Below are 18,427 nucleotides of genomic sequence, written 5' to 3' on the forward strand. Positions count from 1 at the left end.
AGATGTGTAGAAGAGACAGCCCCCGATCCTCGCACCCGTCGGGCCCGGTCGCATCCGCCCTCGTCACGGGCGATAATGGGTCGATGACCACGCAGGACTCCCCCCTCACCCCGAACTCCTCCCGGCCCGGCTGCTGCGGCGACCACGCCCGCCCGGACACCTCCCGCCGCACCGTCCTGGGCCGCGGCGCCGCCGTCGCCGCCGCGGGTGCCGGCGCACTCGCGCTGGCCGGCTGCACGGACCGGCTGCGCGAGGAGGACACCGCGCAGGACCACTACACCGGCTCCGACGCCGTCGACGCGCTGCCCGCCGCCGAGCTGCCCGTGGGCGCGTCGCGCGAGGTCCAGGTGCAGGGCCGGACCCTGATGATGCATCGCGTGGACGAGACCACGGTGACCGCCTTCACCAACGTGTGCACGCACCAGGGCTGCCTGCTCCAGGTCGTGGACCGGCAGGAGGGCCCGGCCTACGCGTGCCCCTGCCACGGCTCGCACTTCGACGTCACCTCGGGGAAGCCGTTCGGCGGCCCGGCCCGCAAGGCCCTCATGGACTACGACGCGGCCGTCGTCGACGACCGCATCGTCGTCAAGCTCTGAGCCCGGCTCAGTCCTCCGGCGCGCCGTAGCGTCGCCGCGGGGGCACCACGACGGCGGAGCGGTCGTTGGGGTCCCATCCCGGCTGCTCGCGCCGCCGGGCCGGGTAGTAGCGGTGCCGCCACCAGAACCAGATGAGCGCCCCCAGCACCGGCAGCAGCAGCATGACGCCCACCCACGGCAGGCGCGCCCGCGCGTCCAGGGGGCTGCGGCCCAGCGAGACGAAGCCGGCCACCCACAGCGCGCCGGCCACGACGGACACGGTCCATCCCAGGGCGGCCTCCCCCGGCGTCGGCACGAGCGGGTTGGCGGCCGCCGCACCGGCCGCGCCGCTCAGGGCGGCGACCATCAGAAGAGCGCGACCTTCTCCGGGCCCGGGAACAGGGCGTCCAGCTCGGCCAGGTCCTCCGCGGTGGCGAGCCAGTCGGCCGCCGCCGCGTTCTCCACGACCTGCGCGGCACGGGTGGCGCCGGCGATCACGGACGACACCGGTCCCTGCGCCGCCAGCCACCCGATCGCGGCCTGGACCTCGGTGATCCCCCGCTCTCGGGCGAACCGGCCGAACGCGGCCAGCTGCTCCAGGTCGGCGTCGGCCACCATGTGCTGGCGCACGTGGGACAGGCGCGAGCCCTCGGGGGCGTCGCCCTGCGAATACTTGCCCGTGAGCAGCCCGTTGGCCAGCGGAAAGTACGGCAGGACGCCGAGCCCGAACTCCGCCGCCGCCGGGACCACTTCGAGCTCGGCCCGGCGGTCCAGCAGGTTGTAGTGGTTCTGCGCGGACACGAAGCGCTCCACGCCCAGCTCGCGGGCCACGTACTCGGCCTGGGCGATCTGCCACCCGGCCCGGTTCGAGTGGCCCACGTAGCGGACCTTGCCGGCGCGCACGAGGTCGTCGAGCGCACGGAGGGTCTCCTCGATGGGCGTGGCCGGGTCCGGGGTGTGGAACTGGTAGAGGTCGATCCAGTCGGTGCCGAGACGGCGCAGGGAGTCCTCGACGGCGCGCACGATGTACCGGCGCGAGCCCCGCGCGCCGCCGTCGTCGCCGGCGACACCGCCCATGTCCATGCCGAACTTGGTGCCGATCACCACCTCGTCGCGGCGGGCGCCCAGGGCGCGGCCGAGCCGCTCCTCGGACAGACCGGGCTCGGCGCCGTAGATGTCGGCGACGTCGAAGAAGGTGATGCCGGCGTCGAGCGCGGCGTGGACGACGGCGTCGGTGCCGGCCTGCTCCAGCGTGGCGGTGCCGGGGCGGCCGAGGTTGTTGCAGCCCAGGCCGATGACGGAGACGGTCAGCCCGGAGCGGCCGAGACGGGTGTGGCGCACGGGTCAGCCCTCCTGCTCTGCGGTGCGGACGTCGACCTTGTTCGGCTGCACGCCGTCGGCGCGCTTGGCGGCCGCCGGGATCTCGGCGGCGGCCTTGCGCGCGTGGGGGGTGCGGACGCGCAGCACGAGGGCACCGGCCTCGTCGACGACGTCCTCGACCTCGCCGAGACCGCGCCAGGCCAGCTGGTGGGTCACCTCGACGCGCAGCCGCTCGACGGTGCGCCGCTCGATCGCGGTGGCCTCCCGGCCGCGGAGCCGGTAGGCCACCGGCAGCACGGCGAAGGTCGCGGGGTCCGCCTCGGCGAAGCCCTCCTCCGCGCCCTGTGCCACGAACGCGGCCAGCAGCTGATCGCCCTCGGCCGGGTCGGCCAGGGGCTGCTCCCCGACGGTGCCGGGCTGGCCGACCCGGCCGTGGTGGACCACGAACTCCCCGGCCTCCGCGTCGGCCCATGCCTCGCGGTATTCGAAGAGCCGGGCGCCGTCGTCGCCGACGGTCGCACGGTACAGCCGGACGATGCTCATGCCTGCTCCTGGTGGTGGGGGGCGGCCGCGTCTTCGGGGACGGGCCGGGCGTACGGGACCTTGGCGCCGAGGACCTGGGCGACGGTGTCCTGGGTGATGCGCTGCGCGGTGAGGCCCACGCGGGCCAGCACCTGCTCGCGGCTGCCGTGGGCGAGGAACTCGACGGGCAGACCGACCTCGTTCAGGGCGGTGTCCACGCCGGCCGCGCGCATCTCCTGGCGGATCCGCGAGCCGACGCCGCCGGCCCGCACCCCGTCCTCGAGGCACACGACGATCCGGTGGCGGGCGGCCGTGTCGATCACGGATCGGGCCACGGGCAGGACCCACCGCGGGTCGATCACCGTGGCGCTGATGCCGTGCCGCTCGAGCCGTTCGGCGACGTCGAGGCCGAGCTCGGCCATCGCGCCCACCGCCACGATCAGCACGTCCCGCTCGGCGCCGTCGCGTCCGCCGGCCTCGCCGCGCCGGGCGAGCACGTCCGTGCCGTCCGACAGCCGCTCCAGGGCGCGCACCGGCTCGCCGACCGAGCCCTTCGCGAACCGCACCACGGTGGGCGCGTCCTCGACGGCGACGGCCTCGCGCAGCTCCTCCCGGAGCGTGTCCGCGTCGCGGGGCGCGGCGATCCGCAACCCCGGGACCGACTGCAGCAGGGCCAGGTCCCACATGCCGTGGTGGCTCGGGCCGTCCGGCCCGGTGACGCCCGCGCGGTCCAGCACGAACGTCACTCCTGCACGGTGCAGGCCCACGTCCATGAGCACCTGGTCGTAGGCGCGGTTGAGGAAGGTCGCGTAGACGGCCACCACGGGGTGCAGACCGCCGAAGGCCATGCCGGCGGCCGAGGTGACCGCGTGCTGCTCGGCGATGCCGACGTCGAACACCCGGTCCGGGTGGGCCAGCGCCATCGGGGCCAGGCCCACGGGGTTCTGCATGGCGGCCGTGATGGCCACGACGTCCGGCCGCTCGTCCGCGATCGCGACCATCTCCTCGCCGAACACGGAGGTCCAGGACTGGGCCGTGGACGAGGTGATGGGCTCGCCCGTGGAGGGGTCGATCACGCCGATCGCGTGGAACTGGTCCGCCTCGTGCGCGACCGCCGGAGCGTAGCCGTGCCCCTTCTCGGTCATCGCGTGGACGATCACGGGCCCGCCGTACGCCCGCGCGTCCTCGAGGGCCTCCTCCATGGCGGTGAGGTCGTGACCGTCCACCGGGCCGATGTACTTCATGCCCAGGTCCTCGAACAGGCCCTGCGGCGCCCAGAGGTCCTTGAGGCCCTTCTTCGCCGCGTGCAGCGGCCGGTACACCAGCTCACCCGCGAGGCCGGCCTCCTGGAGGCGGCGCTTGAGGTAGTCGAGGGTCTGCTCGTAGCGGTGGTGGGTGCGCACCTTGTCCAGCACCCCGCGGCGCAGTCCGCCCAGGTGCTCGGCGACGCCGCCCACCGTGGGCGCGTACGAGCGGCCGTTGTCGTTGACGACGATCACCACGCGCCGATCCCGGCCGGCGGCGATGTTGTTGACGGCCTCCCAGGCCATGCCCCCGGTCAGCGCGCCGTCGCCGATCACGGCCACCACGGTGCGGTCCCCCTGCCCGGTCTGCGCCCAGGCCCGCGCGATGCCGTCCGCCCAGGAGAGCGAGCTGGAGGCGTGCGAGGACTCCACCACGTCGTGCTCGGACTCGGTGCGATCGCCGTAGCCGGAGAGGCCCCCCTCCTGGCGGAGCGTCGTGAAGTCCTGGCGTCCGGTGAGCAGCTTGTGCACGTACGACTGGTGGCCCGTGTCGAAGATGACCGCGTCCTTCGGCGACTCGAACACGCGGTGCACGGCCAGCGTCAGCTCGACGACGCCCAGGTTCGGCCCGAGGTGGCCGCCCGTCTTGGAGACGTGGGCGATCAGGTAGGCGCGGATTTCCGCCGCCAGCGCGGTCAACTGGTCCTCCGTGAGGGCCGACAGGTCCGCCGGGCGGGCGATCTGCGGCAGCAGCGGGGCGCCGGGGCTCGTGGGGGGCAGATGTTCCATGGTCCGACCAGCCTACTCCGCGGGTCCGCACCCGGGCGGGACGCAGCCGCTCCCGTCACGACGGCGAGCGAGGTGAACCCGTCCGTTCGGGCCTCGACTCCATCTGCGACCAGAGCCGCCGAGCCGTTGTCCTCCATCGCAGCATCAGTGCTACCACCCCGGGTCGATTGGATCATGGCCGGGCGAGTCCACGCCCGCCGATCGGCAGTCGATCTATACCCCGGAGGGGTATAGGGTTGACTGAACCAGAATGAACAGGAGACTTCATGCGCAAGCGCCTCATGACCACCGTCGTCGCAGGAGTGCTCGGAGGAGCGCTCGTATTCACCGGCTGCAGCACCGGCGGTGACCAGGACCAAGCGACCCCCTCGACGACCAGCCACCACGAGGGCCACGGCAGCAGCTCTGACAGTGGCGGGATGGAGCATCCGATGGACGGCGGCCCCGCCCCCGAGGGCATCGAGACGGCTGCGTCGCCCACATACCCGGTCGGCACCGAGGTCACGCTCACCGCCGACCACATGGAGGGCATGGACGGTGCGAACGCGACGATCGCCGGCGCGTACGACACGTACACCTATGCGGTGGACTTCACGCCGTCCACAGGCGGGGAGCCGGTCAAGGATCACAAGTGGGTCGTCCAGCAGGAGATCAAGGACGCCGGAGAGGAACGTCTGGCCGACGGCACCGAGGTCACTCTCGAGGCCGAACACATGGAAGGCATGGAGGGCGCGGAGGCGACCATCGCCTCCTCCACCGAGGAGACCGTCTACATGGTCGACTACGAGTCCGACGGCATGACGATGACCAACCACAAGTGGGTCGTCGAGAGCGAGATCAAGCCGGCCTCCTGAGCCGGTCGCCGCGGGCGCGCTGAAGGTCCGCGGCGAAATACGACCCGATCGAAGGAAAGATCGGGGAATGACGAGGGGAAGCGAAGAGCATGACGGACCCGACCACGCATCACCATGACCACGACGGCGTCGCGACCACCGAGTCCGGCCACCATGACGACTCGCGCGCCGAGAACAAAGACCACACCATGGAACACGGTGACCACGCCGGGCACGGTCATCACGGCAGTGGTCACGCGGGCCACGGCGACCACGTCGGCCAGTTCCGGCGGCTGTTCTGGATCAACCTGATCATCGCCATCCCGGTGGTCGCGTTCTCCCCCATGTTCGCCATGCTCCTGGGCTACTCGGTCCCCAGCTGGGCGGGCTGGGTCGCCGCAGTCCTCGGCTCCGTCATGTACGCCTGGGGCGGCACACCGTTCCTCACCGGTGCTGTCAGCGAGCTGAAGAGCCGCCAGCCGGGGATGATGCTGCTCATCGCGCTCGGCATCACCGTAGCGTTCCTCGCCTCCTGGGCCGCCACTGTCGGTCTCGTCCACCCCGAGCTCGAGTTCTGGTGGGAGTTGGCGCTGCTGATCGTCATCATGCTGCTGGGCCACTGGATCGAGATGCGCTCCCTGGCCCAGACCACCTCGGCGTTGGACTCCCTCGCCGCGCTGCTCCCTGACGAGGCTGAGCGGATAGAGGGAGACGACGTCGTCAAGGTCGACCCGGCAGAGCTGCGCGTCGGCGACGTCGTCATCGTCCGGCCTGGCGGCAGCGTCCCCGCCGACGGCACCATCGTCGACGGCCGCGCCGACATGGACGAGTCCATGATCACCGGAGAATCACGCCCCGTCGCCCGCGGCGAGGGCGAGAACGTCACCGCCGGCACCGTGGCCACCGACTCCGGCCTGCGCGTAGAGATCACCGCCACCGGCGACGACACGGCTCTGGCGGGCATCAACAGGCTCGTCGCCGAGGCGCAGGGCTCATCCTCCCGTGCCCAGCGCATCGCCGACCGGGCTGCGGCCCTGCTGTTCTGGTTCGCCCTCGGAGCTGCGCTGATCACCGCCGTCGTCTGGACGCTCTTCGGGCTCCCCGACGACGCGGTCGTTCGCACCATCACTGTCCTCGTCATCGCCTGCCCCCATGCGCTGGGTCTGGCGATCCCTCTGGTCGTGTCCATCGCCACCGAGCGCGCCGCCCGCGGCGGCGTCCTGATCAAGGACCGCCTCGCCCTGGAGTCCATGCGCCAGGTCGACGCGGTGCTCTTCGACAAGACCGGCACCCTGACCAAGGGCGAGCCCACCGTCACCGGCGTGGAGCCGACCGGCGGCCTGAATGCCGAACAGCTTCTCGCCCTGGCCGCCTCCGCCGAGGCCGACAGTGAGCACCCCCTCGCCCGGTCCATCGTCACCGCCGCCAAGGAGAAGGGCCTCGCCGTCGAACCGGCCAGCGGGTTCACCTCCTCCCCGGCGGTCGGCGTCACCGCGACGGTGGCCGACCATGAGATCCGCGTCGGCGGACCCCGTCTGCTCGAGGAGACCGGCCAGGACGAGATCGGTGTCGCCGACGAATGGCGGGCAGAGGGTGCGATCATCCTGCACGTCCTCCGCGACGGCAAGGTCATCGGCGGTCTCAAGCTCGCCGACGAGGTTCGCCCAGAGTCCCGCGACGCCGTCGATGCGCTCCATCAGCTCGGCGTCGAGGTCGTCATGATCACCGGCGACGCGGAAGCCGTGGCGAACGAGGTGGGAAGAGAGCTCGGCATCGACCGGGTCTTCGCCGGCGTCCGCCCCGAGGACAAATCCGCCAAGGTCGACCAGCTGCAGAAGGAGGGCAAGAAGGTCGCCATGGTCGGCGACGGCGTCAACGACGCCCCTGCCCTGGCCCAGGCCGACGTCGGCATCGCCATCGGGGCCGGCACCGACGTCGCCATCGCCTCTGCCGGTGTCATCCTCGCCAGCTCCGACCCGCGCAGCGTGCTCTCGGTGATCCAGCTCTCCCGCGCCGCATACCGCAAAATGAAGCAGAACCTGTGGTGGGCTGCAGGGTACAACGTGCTCTCCGTGCCGCTCGCGGCTGGCGTGCTCGCACCCGTCGGCTTCGTCATGCCGATGTCAGTGGGCGCGATCCTGATGTCGATCTCCACCGTCGTCGTCGCGCTCAACGCCCAGCTGCTGCGTCGCATCGACCTCGCCCCAGCTGCCAGCACCCGCTCCGTCCTGGAGCACCAGAAGTGAAGGACACACCCGTGACCACTGACACTGCAGCCGATGAGACCGGCACCGACACCGGAGCCCATCGGCACGGCTACATCAGTGACAAGGACCGCTACCGCAACCGCATGAAGCGTGTCGAAGGCCAAGCCCGCGGCATCACGACGATGATCGATGACGAAAAGTACTGCATCGACATCCTCACCCAGGTCTCGGCCCTCACCCGCGCCCTGCAAGGAGTGGCGACCGGTCTGCTCGATGACCACCCCAAGCAGTGCGTGCCCGACGCCGTCAGGAAAGGCGATGAAGACGCGGCCATCGCCACGATCCAGGAGGCCAGCGACGCCATCAATCGCCTCGTGCGCTCCTGACACCATCCGATGTCGTCAACACAGGGTGCCTCGGACCGGTTGGCCCCAGATCAGGACAAGGCTCTCGATGTCTCCGGGCAGGCGTGCGTCGCACCTCGTCGAACCCTTGACACCGGCGAACTCGGATGCCTTCGGTCCAACCTGACGACATGAACACGTTCACCTGAGAAAAGAGTTGGGCATGCCACTTGCCATTGTTGCTCCGATCCAGTCCTCCAGGATCCGCCTGAGAATCTGCGCGGCCTTCACCGGTCTGGCGACCAGCGCCGTCCTCCTGCTCAGCGGCTGTGCTGATGCGGGACCGTCCGCTGATCCAGGATCCGATCGCTCACTGGTGGTCGAGCACGATCTAGACGGATTGAATGCTCGCGAGATCATCGAGCGCCTCGACTCAACGAAGATGACAGATCGCTCGTCCGAATTCATCGCTTCGATTGAACCGGACCAGCTTGTACTGACCGACGATCAGAACAATCAGACCACCCTGCGGATGCCAGAAGACGAATTCTACGTCTCTATCGCCCCGTATCGCAGCCAGACTCACGAATGCTACTTCCACAGCCTCACTACGTGCAGCGGCGAACTCGCCAATACGGACGTCCACGTCACCGTGGTCGAGGCGACGTCCGGGGAGACCATCCTCGATGAAACGCTGACGACTCACGACAACGGATTCGTCGGGGTCTGGCTGCCGCGTGGAATTGACGCCACTCTCACGGTCTCAGCTGAAGGCCGCACCGCGGAAAAGGCCATCTCGACCCGCCCCGACGACCCCACCTGCTTGACCGGTCTTCAGCTGGCTTGAGGCCCAGGCCTCATGCTCCTCTGCAGCCCCGACAGATCAGGCGTCGAGACGTCCCGTCCTTGGATGCCCCAAGGGTCTCGGCGTCCCGATGTGAGGATTCGCCCGAGAGCCGGCTTCAGAGTCATCGGAGGGCATAAGCAGACCGGGCTGAAGCCTCGTCGACCAGTATCAATCAGTGCCAACTGAAGAGCACTACATCACTCACGCCCCTTCACGATGTGCACTGTGGGGGATCCTCTCTGTCCGGGTCCTCACGCTCATGCCTGCCGGTGCTGAGCCTCGCCGAGCCTCTTGAGCACTTGACCTGGATCGTTGATCAGTTCGAACACGCTACGAGGGCGTGTCTGAGAATGCCGTCGACCACGCGAGCACAGCATTCAGGACCACGGCAGCCCTGCCCCGTCGATCAGCTGATGGGTCTTCGTGCTCAGCCCGCCCCAGGGGCGCCCGATGCCGTGATCGGCGGGGTCCTTCACGCGGATTCCTGTCGTTCGATCCAGCCCCCTGTGAGCCGGGTGGTGTTCGTGGCGCGCTGATGTGCGTGGGCGATCGTGGAGTCTACCGAGGCCGACCCATCGATCAGGCCTTCGGCCTCCGCTGCAGGGGGTCGGTGTTGCCCGCATCGTCGTCCAGATGCCCTGTTCGGCCATGCGCCGGTGCCAGGTCCACACGTCACTGTCAGGGCCCGTAGACCTCGGGCAGGTCCTGCCAGGGGATCGATGCACCTGTACCGGTGGATGATGGCGTCGAGCATCGTGCGGGTATCGGCGAACGGCCGGCCCTGCCGGCCTGTGGGGGCGTGGGAGAGCATCTGGAACCGGGACGTGTCGTCGAGGGTGCCGGCCGCCCCCCGGCTTCATTGTCAGACACGCCCGAGGCCCGTCTGGCCCAAGGGTGAGCCGGTCCCTGCACTGGGGGATGAAGAGCGGTCGTGCACCGGAGTCGCCCCCGGCGCCCACGACGACGGCGGCCCGCCGCCCCCCGTGCGGAGGGCGGCGGGCCGCCGTCGTGGTGCCCGCGCGCGGTGTCCCGTGGATCAGGCCTTCGAGGCGATCTGACGGAGCACGTACTGCAGGATGCCGCCGTTGCGGTAGTACTCGGCCTCACCGGGGGTGTCGATGCGGACGACCGCGTCGAACTCGGTGACCTTGCCGTCCTCACCGGTGGCCGTGACCTTCACGGTCTTCGGCGTGGTGCCCTCGTTGAGGGCGATGATGCCGGAGATGTCGAAGGTCTCGGTGCCGGTCAGGCCCAGCGAGTCGGCGTTCTCACCCTCGGGGAACTGCAGCGGCAGCACACCCATGCCGATGAGGTTCGAGCGGTGGATGCGCTCGAAGGACTCGGTGATCACGGCCTTGACGCCCAGGAGCGCGGTGCCCTTGGCCGCCCAGTCACGGGAGGAGCCGGAACCGTACTCCTTGCCGCCCAGGACCACCAGCGGGGTGCCCTGCTCGGCGTAGTTCTGCGCCGCGTCGTACACGTAGGCCTGCGGGGCGCCCTCCTGGGTGAAGTCGCGGGTGAAGCCGCCCTCCACGCCGTCGAGCAGCTGGTTCTTGATGCGGATGTTCGCGAACGTGCCGCGGATCATCACCTCATGGTTGCCACGACGGGAGCCGTAGGAGTTGAAGTCCTTGCGCTGCACGCCGTTCTCCAGCAGGTAGCGGCCCGCCGGGGTGTCCGACTTGAAGGAGCCGGCCGGGGAGATGTGGTCCGTGGTCACGGAGTCGCCCAGCTTGAGCAGGACGCGGGCGCCGGAGATGTCCGACACCGGGTCCGGCTGCATGGTCATGCCCTCGAAGTACGGGGGCTTGCGCACGTAGGTGGACTTCTCGTCCCACTCGAAGGTGGAGCCCGAGGGGGTCTCCAGGGACTGCCAGCGCTCGTCGCCGTCGAAGATCGTGGCGTACTGCGAGGTGAACATCTCGGTGTCGATCGACGCGTCGATGATCTTCTGGACCTCGGTCGGGTCCGGCCAGATGTCCTGGAGGAAGACGTCGTTGCCCTCGGTGTCCTGGCCCAGGGCCTCGTTCTCGAAGTCGAAGTCCATGGTGCCGGCCAGGGCGTAGGCGACCACCAGCGGCGGGGAGGCCAGGTAGTTCATCTTCACGTCCGGGTTGATGCGGCCCTCGAAGTTGCGGTTGCCGGAGAGCACCGCGGTCACGGACAGGTCGTTCTCCTGGATGGCCTCGGAGATCTCGGACTCCAGCGGGCCGGAGTTGCCGATGCAGGTGGTGCAGCCGTAGCCGACCACGTTGAAGCCGAGGTCGTTGAGGGACTCGCGCAGCCCGGACTTCTCGTAGTAGTCGGTGACCACGCGGGAGCCCGGGGCCACGGAGGTCTTCACCCACGGCTTGGACTTCAGGCCCTTGGCGACCGCGTTGCGGGCCAGCACGCCGGCCGCCATCATCACGGACGGGTTGGACGTGTTGGTGCACGAGGTGATCGAGGCGATGGACACGGCGCCGTGGTCCAGCTGGAACTGACGGCCGTCCGCCATGGCCACGTCCACGAGCTTGGACGGGCGGCCCTCGCCGGCCTCGTCCTGCGTGGCGTAGTTGTGCAGGTCCTTGCGGAACTGGTCCTTGGAGTCGGTGAGCTCGATGCGGTCCTGGGGGCGCTTCGGGCCGGAGATGGAGGGCACCACGGTGGACAGGTCCAGCTCGAGGTACTCGGAGTACGCGACCTCGGAGGACGGGTCGTGCCACATCCCCTGCTCCTTGGTGTACGCCTCCACGAGGGCGACCTGCTCCTCGGAGCGACCGGTCAGGCGCAGGTAGTCGAGGGTGACCTCGTCGATCGGGAAGATCGCGGCGGTGGAGCCGAACTCGGGCGACATGTTGCCGATGGTGGCGCGGTTGGCCAGGGGCACGGAGCCGACGCCCTCGCCGTAGAACTCGACGAACTTGCCGACCACGCCGTGCTGGCGGAGCATCTCGGTGATGGTCAGCACGACGTCGGTCGCGGTGGCGCCGGACGGGATGCTGCCGGTCAGCTTGAAGCCCACGACCCGCGGGATCAGCATGGACACGGGCTGGCCGAGCATCGCGGCCTCGGCCTCGATGCCGCCGACGCCCCAGCCGAGCACGCCCAGGCCGTTGACCATGGTGGTGTGCGAGTCGGTGCCGACGCAGGAGTCCGGGTAGGCGCGCAGCACGCCGTCGACCTCGCGGGTCATCACGGTGCGGGCCAGGTTCTCGATGTTGACCTGGTGGACGATGCCCATGCCCGGGGGGACGACCTTGAAGTCGTCGAAGGCGGTCTGGCCCCAGCGCAGGAACTTGTAGCGCTCCCCGTTGCGCTCGTACTCGATCTCCATGTTCCGCTCGATGGCGGCGTCGTTGCCGAAGGAGTCGATCTGCACGGAGTGGTCGATCACGAGCTCGGCCGGGGAGAGCGGGTTCACGCGCTCCGGGTCGCCGCCCAGGTCCTGGATGGCCTCACGCATGGTGGCCAGGTCCACGACGCAGGGCACGCCGGTGAAGTCCTGCATGATCACGCGCGCCGGCGTGAACTGGATCTCGGTGTCCGGCTGGGCGTTCGGGTCCCAGGCGGCCAGGGCCTTGATCTGGTCGGCGGTCACGTTGGCGCCGTCCTCGGTGCGCAGCAGGTTCTCCAGCAGCACCTTCAGGGAGTAGGGCAGCTTCTGCGCCCCCTCGACCTTGTTCAGACGGAAAATCTCATACTCGGCGCCCTTGACGTCCAGGACGCCCTTGGAGCCGAAGCTGTCGACGGTGGTCACAAGAGGACTCCTCTTCCCGCCCGGTTTCCTCCGGGCGCTCGTCCAGTGGGGGGTGGTCACCCGCGGTCGCGGACCGCGCGCCGTCCGGGACGGGCGTCGTCTGCGTCACAGGTGCCGCACTGCGTCCCAGGGTACCGCGCCGGTCCCGTGTGACGCGGGCATGGCGCGCGGCGGCCCGCAGGCCGCCGCGCGGATGCCGGATCAGATCTCGACGACGGCCGCGGCCGGGGTGCTCTGGGCGGCCGGCACCAGCACGGTCACCGACTCGAGGTGGTGCGTGTCCGGGTAGAGGTCGAACACGCGGGCGCGCTCCACCTCGTAGCCGCCGTCGCGCAGCCACGCCAGGTCACGGGCGAACGAGGCGGGATCGCACGAGACGTACACGATGCGGCCCGGCTCGAGCGCGAGGATGCGCTCGATCGCCCGCCGCCCCGCGCCGGCCCGCGGCGGGTCCAGGACGACGGTGTCCAGCGCGGCACCGCCGAGGCCGCCGTCGGCCACGGGGCGCTCGGGGTACTTCAGCCAGCTGCCGAGCACCTTGTCCGTGGGGCCGTTGAGCACCGAGGCCTGCGGCTGGTCGTGCAGGTTGCGGCGGGCGTCCTTCGAGGCCTGGCGGGAGGCCTCCACCGAGTACACGCGGCCCTCGGGTCCCACGGCGTCCGCCAGGTACGCGCTGAACAGGCCGGCGCCGCCGTAGAGGTCGGCCACGACCTGGCCCGGCTCGACGCGCGCGTCCTCGAGCACCGCGTCCACGAGGGTGGCCGGGGCGTGCTGGTGGACCTGCCAGAAGCCGTCACCCGTGACACGGAAGCGCTTGGTGCCGCCGCGCTCGGACTCCACGGTCTCCTCGACCCAGGTCTTCCCGGTGATGCGCTCGACCTTGACCGGCAGGAACCGCTTCGGGCCGGGCAGGGCCAGGCCGGTGGAGACGTCCACGCCGCACGCATTGGCGGCCTGGCGGATCCGGGTGCGCAGCCGGCCGAGCTTGACCTCGTCCGCCCGCGTCTGCGGGGTGGGCGTCACCAGCACGAGGGGGCGGGAGCCGGAGGCCGGCGTCGCGACGTCCACGCGGGCCGCCCCGGTGAAGTCCCAGTCCCACAGGGCGAGCGCGTCGAGGGCGGGCACGCCGAGCGGCATGTTGCGCACGGGCAGCAGGGTCGCCGAACGGTAGGCGTGCATCGCGATGTGCCCCTGAGGGGTCACCGCGAACGCGTTGCGGGTGCGCCAGCGCTGGCCGGTGGGCTCGTCCTCGGAGCCGGCGAAGCACACCTCCGGCTCCACCGCGAGGTCGGCGATGCGGTGCACCGTGTCCCGGAAGACCTGGGCCTTGAGCCGGCGCTGGTGCGGGACCACGATGTGGCCGAACTCGGCGCCGCCCACGGGCGGGCGGCCCGAGGCGTGGGCGCGCAGCATGTCGGCCAGCTTCCACTGGTGGATGCGGCGGAACTCGGAGGGCCGCAGCACCTCCACGACGTCGCCGCGCCAGAAGCGGGCGCCCTCCTCGGCCTCGGTCAGGGCCACCCGGACCTTCTCGCCGGGCACGGCGTGGCGCACGAAGACGACCCGCCCCTCGTGCCGGGCCACGCAATGGCCGCCGTGGGCCATGGCCCCGACCTCCACCTCGATGGTCCCTCCGATCCCGGTGACGTCTGTGGTTGTGTCGACGACTGCCATCTCTGGCTCCTCTCGCATCGCAGCGCGCTTCAGGTCTTGCCCTGAGCATCGACTGGCCAGATCATCACCATCCTTGCAGACCGATGCGGCTGTGTCGCCTCGATCTTGGGCGCGCCGTCGGACGGCGTCATCCGCCGCTCGCCGGGGGCGCCGGGGCGGTCAGGAGCCCTGGCCCTCGTGGACCTGCCACGGCACCGAGCCCACCATCACGCCCGGCTCCCGCTGCAGCCGCCGCGTCTGGCGGGTGGCGGTTCGGTTGTGCAGGAGCGTGCGCCAGCCGGGCCGGACCACGTACTCCGGGATGAACACCATGGTCAGGTCCCGCGGGGAGCGGCGTCGGTGCTCGCGCACATGCCGCACCAGGGGGGCCACCGTGTCGCGGTAGGGCGAGGCGATCACGGTGAGCGACATCGGCAGGCCGGCGCGCTCCCAGGCGTCGATCACCTCCAGGGTGGCGGCGCGCTCGGCGTCCACGACGACGGCCTCGAGCGAGGACGGCCGCGACGCGCGGGCGTAGGCCAGCGCCCGCAGTGCCGGCCGGTCCAGCGTGGTCACGACGACCACCACGTGGACCCGCGAGGGCAGGGCCCGCGCGTCGTCCTGGGGGTCCGGTGCGAGCTCGCGGTCCACGTCCGCGTAGTGGCGGCGGATCCGCCCCATCACCAGCGAGCCGAGCACGATCGCCAGCAGCGCCACCCACGCGCCCTGCGTGAAGCGGGTGACCAGGACGACGACGCCCGCCAGCGCCGTGACCACCCAGGCCACCGACGTGATGATCAGGCGCAGCCGGACGGCCGCGCGGGCCCGGGCGCCCGGCGTGTGCACGAGCCGACGGCGCCACAGCCGCAGCATGCCGGCCTGCGCGAGCGTGAAGGCCAGGAGCACGCCGATGACGTAGAGCTGTACCAGCAGGGCGGTCCGGGCCTCGAAGAACAACACGAGCGAGAGGGCCACGGCCCCCATCCCGAGGACGCTCCACGTGTGCACGAGCCGGTCGCTGCGGACCCTCAGCTGCCGGGGCAGGTAGCCGTCCTCGGCCACGCGCGCGGCCAGGGCGGGGAACGAGCGGAACGCCGACTTGGCCGCGAACAGCAGGAGCAGGGCGGTGGCCGCGATGGTGGCGACGGACAGGACGCTGCCCGGGCCGTACACGGTGTCCGCGAGCTGGGCGAGCACGGGGGCGGGGGCGCGGTCGGGCGTGACCTCCGCGCCCGCGGCGTCCCGGAGGTTCTCCAGCTCCAGCCCGACGACGACGCCGGTGCGCTGGGCCAGATGCATGACGCCCACAGTCAGCGCGCCGAGGGTGAGGGCCATCACGGTGAGCACCCACCGCACCATGGGCACGGCCGGCCGGGCCATCAGGCGGGTGCTCGACACCGGCACCTCGACGCCGGTGAGCAGCACCGATCCCGCGCTGAACGCGCGCAGGGCGAGCAGCGCCGTCGCCACGGTGCCGACGGTCTCGCCGACCCCGGCGCCCTCCTGCGTCCACCCGGCCGTCGGCGCCGCGCCGAGCAGCCCACGACCCTCCTGCCACAGACCCGCCAGGACGAGCAGCCCGGTCAGGGCGACGAACACGCCCACGAGCACGGGCAGCACCCACCGGGACAGCCGCACCCCGCGGAGTGCGGCCAGCAGCACGCCCACGAGCGCGGCCGAGGCCACCAGCACGCGGCTGCCGACGGTGAGCCCGGGGGCCAACGCCGCCACGAAGTGGGCGAAGGCGGCCACGGAGACCGCGGCGGTGAACACGAAGTCCAGCAGGAGCGCGGCCGAGGCGACGACACCGGCCCTCGGGCCGAACTTCGTGCCGGCCATGTGGTAGATGCCGCCGTGCGGAACGGCGGCGACCGCGGCGCGGAAGGACACGACGATGAGCAACATCACCGCGACGACGGCCCAGCCGACGGCGGGTCCGAGCGCGAGCGCGGACGTGCCGGCGGCGACCAGGGTGAGGATGACCTCGTCCGGGGCGTAGGCGAGGGAGGACAGGGCGTTCGACGACGTCACGGGCAGCGCCCGCCACCGGTTCATGCGGGGCTCGTCGGCGGCGTGCGACGTCACGGGGCGACCGAGGAGGCCGCGGCGCAGGAGGGAGGACAGCGAGGCCACCGCACCACGGTACCCCCGCCGGGCCCGGGCACCGCGGCGACGCGGATGCTCCCGGACGTGCCCGCCGGATGCGAGGATGGAGCCCGCGTCGGCTCCCCGGCGCACGGAGCACCGCACGAGAGGCAGGGACGGGCATGGCCCACTACGTGATCGTCGGCGGCGGACGGGTGGGCACCCGGCTGGCGGCCGCGCTGGACGCGGCCGGTCACGGCGTCGCCCTCGTGGACCGCGACCCGCGGACCGTGGAGGGGCTGGCCCCCGGCTTCTCCGGCGAGCTCGTGGCCGGTGTGGGCTTCGACCGCTCCGCGCTGCTCGCCGCGGGCATCGACCGCGCGCAGGGCCTGGCGGCCGTGACCGCGGACGACAACACGAACATCATCGCCGCCCGCGTGGCCCGCGAGACCTTCCACGTGGACCACGTGGTGGCGCGCATCTACGACACCGACCGGGCCCGGCTGTACCAGCGCCTGGGCATCCCCACGGTCGCCTCGATCCAGTGGACGGCCGACCAGGTGCTGCACCGGCTGCTGCCGGCCGGCACCGCCGACGCGGAGCACCGCGACGGCTCCGGCCGACTGCTCGTGACCGAGCTGGTCCCCCACTCCTCGTGGTGGGGCCGTCGGCTGACCGAGGTCGAGTCCACGGTGGGGATGCGCATCGCCTACCTCACCCGGCTCGGCGACGGTCAGCTGCCCCGGCCGGGCGACCGCCTGCAGGAGGGCGACGTGCTCCACGCCGTCTACCCGGTGGACCGCCGGGACCGGGTGGAGGCCGCCCTGCAGGGCGAGGCACGCGTGCCAGACGGCACGGACGAGGACGAGGAGGGACGGGCATGAGGGCCGTCATCGCCGGAGCGGGCGCCGTGGGCGCCTCCATCGCGCGGGAGCTGCACGCGCACGGCCACGAGGTGGTCGTCGTCGAGGCGCGCGCGGACGCGGCCCGCAAGGCCGATGTCGGCGGCGCGCGCCTCGTCCTCGGGGATGCGTGCGACCTGACCGTGCTCGAACAGTGCGGCGCCCTGGAGGCGGACGTGCTCGTCGCGGCGACCGGTGACGACCGGGTCAACCTCGTGTGCTCCCTGCTGAGCCGCTCGGAGTTCGGCGTCGGCCGCACCGTGGCCCGCGTCAACAACCCGCTCAACGACTGGCTCTTCGACGAGTCGTGGGGTGTGGACGTGGCCGTGTCCACCCCCTCGATCATGACCGCGCTCGTGGAGGAGGCCGTCGAGACCGGGGACCTCGTGCGTCTGCTCAGACTGGAGGCCGGCGGCGCGGCGCTGTCCGAGTTCCGGGTTCCGGCGGAGCACTGGCTCGAGGGTCGACGCATCGGCACCGTGTCCTGGCCGCAGGAGGCTCCGCTCGTGGCGGTCGTGCGCGACGGTGCCCCCCGGCAGGCGTCGGCGGACGAGGTCCTGGAGGTGGGCGACGAGCTCTTCTTCCTGGCCGCCGGCTCCGCCGAGCCGGCCCTGCGTCGCCTCCTCATCGGCGAGGGCCGCGTTCAGGGGCGCTCGGAGACGGCGGAGTCCGCCGGCACGCCGTCGTCCTGACCGGGCGAGCTGACGGACCAGGCGAGCCAGAGCCCCAGGGCATAGAGCGGCAGGCCCATCACCAGGCGGGCCACCCCGAGCGCGGTGACGGCGTCCCCGAGGTAGAGGGGCACCTGCACCGCCAGGCGCAGCGCGAACACGGCCACCAGGATCCAGGTGGCCGCGGCGTAGGCGCGGCGCCGACGCCGCTGGGCCCGCCAGCGGGTCCCCTCGGCGCGCACGAGGCCGAGCACCAGGCCCGCCGCGGGCCAACCCACGAGGGCGGACACCGCGAACGCGAGGCCATAGGCGGCGTTGGTGACGAAGCCCCACAGGTAGTAGTCGCGGGCCTGGCCGGTGGTCAGGGAGACCACGACGGACAGAACGACGACGGCGAGGCCGGCCAGTACCTGGACCGGCGACTGGCGCTGGACGAGGCGCGCGACGCCCAGCACGAGTGCGACCACGACGGCCGCCACGCCGGAGGGCCACACCTGCTGGGTGGCGACGTAGCCGACCATGTAGACGAGGGTGGGCAGGGAGGCCTCGACGATGCCGCGCCAGCCACCGACGCTGCCCAGCGCGTCGAGGCGGCCGCGCTCGTCCAGACGGGCTCGAGACGGCAGGGGGCCGGCGCCGTCCGGGGCGGCGGTGGCGGGGCCGTGCGGCTCGGTCATGGGCTCTCCTCTCGGGGCC

General features: G+C 71.5%; 15 protein-coding genes and 2 pseudogenes. 7 read left to right on the plus strand and 10 right to left on the minus strand.

Features of this window, described 5'->3' with window-relative positions; all coding sequences use genetic code 11:
- Window positions 1-83 precede the first annotated feature (83 nt).
- Complete coding sequence (locus J1M44_RS08695; protein ID WP_065573136.1) at window positions 84-596, plus strand: Rieske (2Fe-2S) protein; 513 nt, start codon at window positions 84-86, stop codon at window positions 594-596.
- Window positions 597-603: 7 nt separating this feature from the next.
- On the opposite strand, the gene J1M44_RS08700 is transcribed toward J1M44_RS08695, so the two are convergent.
- The 5 genes and pseudogenes from J1M44_RS08700 to J1M44_RS12030 all read right to left on the minus strand — a co-directional run.
- Window positions 604-942 (minus strand): PLD nuclease N-terminal domain-containing protein, encoded by a 339-nt coding sequence (locus tag J1M44_RS08700; protein WP_065573137.1) that lies wholly within the window; start codon window positions 940-942, stop codon window positions 604-606.
- The gene (locus tag J1M44_RS08705; RefSeq protein WP_065573138.1) at window positions 942-1,916 is read right to left on the minus strand and encodes an aldo/keto reductase; all 975 of its coding nucleotides are present in this window, start codon (window positions 1,914-1,916) and stop codon (window positions 942-944) included. Before J1M44_RS08705 ends, J1M44_RS08700 begins: the two co-directional genes overlap by 1 nt.
- Before the next feature lie 3 nt (window positions 1,917-1,919).
- Window positions 1,920-2,438 carry a hypothetical protein gene (locus tag J1M44_RS08710; protein ID WP_002857091.1) on the minus strand — a complete coding sequence of 173 codons (519 nt, stop codon included), beginning with the start codon at window positions 2,436-2,438 and terminating at the stop codon, window positions 1,920-1,922.
- A complete protein-coding gene (gene dxs / locus J1M44_RS08715) occupies window positions 2,435-4,450 on the minus strand; it encodes a 1-deoxy-D-xylulose-5-phosphate synthase (RefSeq protein ID WP_002857092.1) in 2,016 nt (671 codons plus the stop codon). The genes J1M44_RS08710 and dxs overlap by 4 nt, the downstream gene beginning before the upstream one ends.
- Before the next feature lie 20 nt (window positions 4,451-4,470).
- Window positions 4,471-4,575: pseudogene (locus J1M44_RS12030) on the minus strand (cation diffusion facilitator family transporter); the annotation flags it as partial.
- 141 nt (window positions 4,576-4,716) lie between these two features.
- On the opposite strand from J1M44_RS12030, the gene J1M44_RS08720 reads away from it, so the two are divergent.
- The 4 genes from J1M44_RS08720 to J1M44_RS08735 all read left to right on the plus strand — a co-directional run bounded on the left by J1M44_RS08720 (window position 4,717) and on the right by J1M44_RS08735 (window position 8,681).
- On the plus strand, window positions 4,717-5,304 hold the full coding sequence (locus tag J1M44_RS08720) for a YdhK family protein (protein WP_144823947.1): 588 nt from the start codon (window positions 4,717-4,719) through the stop codon (window positions 5,302-5,304).
- An 89-nt stretch (window positions 5,305-5,393) separates the two neighbouring features.
- Window positions 5,394-7,529, plus strand: coding sequence for a heavy metal translocating P-type ATPase (locus tag J1M44_RS08725; RefSeq protein ID WP_206480852.1), 2,136 nt, complete (start codon window positions 5,394-5,396; stop codon window positions 7,527-7,529).
- A gap of 11 nt (window positions 7,530-7,540) precedes the next feature.
- Entirely contained in the window at window positions 7,541-7,876 is a 336-nt protein-coding gene (locus tag J1M44_RS08730; RefSeq protein WP_174232817.1) for a metal-sensitive transcriptional regulator, read from the plus strand.
- 181 nt (window positions 7,877-8,057) lie between these two features.
- Window positions 8,058-8,681, plus strand: coding sequence for a CueP family metal-binding protein (locus J1M44_RS08735; protein WP_136940484.1), 624 nt, complete (start codon window positions 8,058-8,060; stop codon window positions 8,679-8,681).
- Window positions 8,682-9,067: 386 nt separating this feature from the next.
- Here the strand turns inward: J1M44_RS08735 and J1M44_RS08740 are convergent.
- From J1M44_RS08740 to J1M44_RS08755, 4 genes and pseudogenes are all read right to left on the minus strand, one after another.
- Window positions 9,068-9,492, minus strand: a pseudogene (locus tag J1M44_RS08740) (transposase); the annotation flags it as partial.
- Window positions 9,493-9,717: 225 nt separating this feature from the next.
- Window positions 9,718-12,420: an aconitate hydratase AcnA gene (acnA, locus tag J1M44_RS08745; protein WP_002858140.1), complete on the minus strand. Its 2,703-nt coding sequence runs from the start codon at window positions 12,418-12,420 to the stop codon at window positions 9,718-9,720.
- Window positions 12,421-12,621: 201 nt separating this feature from the next.
- Window positions 12,622-14,094, minus strand: coding sequence for a class I SAM-dependent RNA methyltransferase (locus tag J1M44_RS08750; protein WP_002858141.1), 1,473 nt, complete (start codon window positions 14,092-14,094; stop codon window positions 12,622-12,624).
- A 159-nt stretch (window positions 14,095-14,253) separates the two neighbouring features.
- Window positions 14,254-16,206, minus strand: coding sequence for an APC family permease (locus J1M44_RS08755; RefSeq protein ID WP_060774517.1), 1,953 nt, complete (start codon window positions 16,204-16,206; stop codon window positions 14,254-14,256).
- Between the two features lie 134 nt (window positions 16,207-16,340).
- Here J1M44_RS08755 and J1M44_RS08760 point away from each other — a divergent pair, with 134 nt between their 5' ends.
- Entirely contained in the window at window positions 16,341-17,042 is a 702-nt protein-coding gene (locus J1M44_RS08760) for a potassium channel family protein (RefSeq protein ID WP_049158350.1), read from the plus strand.
- A complete protein-coding gene (locus J1M44_RS08765) occupies window positions 17,039-17,752 on the plus strand; it encodes a potassium channel family protein (RefSeq protein WP_002858144.1) in 714 nt (237 codons plus the stop codon). The genes J1M44_RS08760 and J1M44_RS08765 overlap by 4 nt, the downstream gene beginning before the upstream one ends.
- On the opposite strand, the gene J1M44_RS08770 is transcribed toward J1M44_RS08765, so the two are convergent.
- Window positions 17,704-18,408 (minus strand): DUF3159 domain-containing protein, encoded by a 705-nt coding sequence (locus J1M44_RS08770; RefSeq protein ID WP_002858147.1) that lies wholly within the window; start codon window positions 18,406-18,408, stop codon window positions 17,704-17,706. The genes J1M44_RS08765 and J1M44_RS08770 overlap by 49 nt on opposite strands.
- Window positions 18,409-18,427 lie beyond the last annotated feature (19 nt).

The sequence above is a fragment of the Micrococcus sp. KRD128 genome, from assembly GCF_017168395.1.
Taxonomy (GTDB): domain Bacteria; phylum Actinomycetota; class Actinomycetes; order Actinomycetales; family Micrococcaceae; genus Micrococcus; species Micrococcus luteus.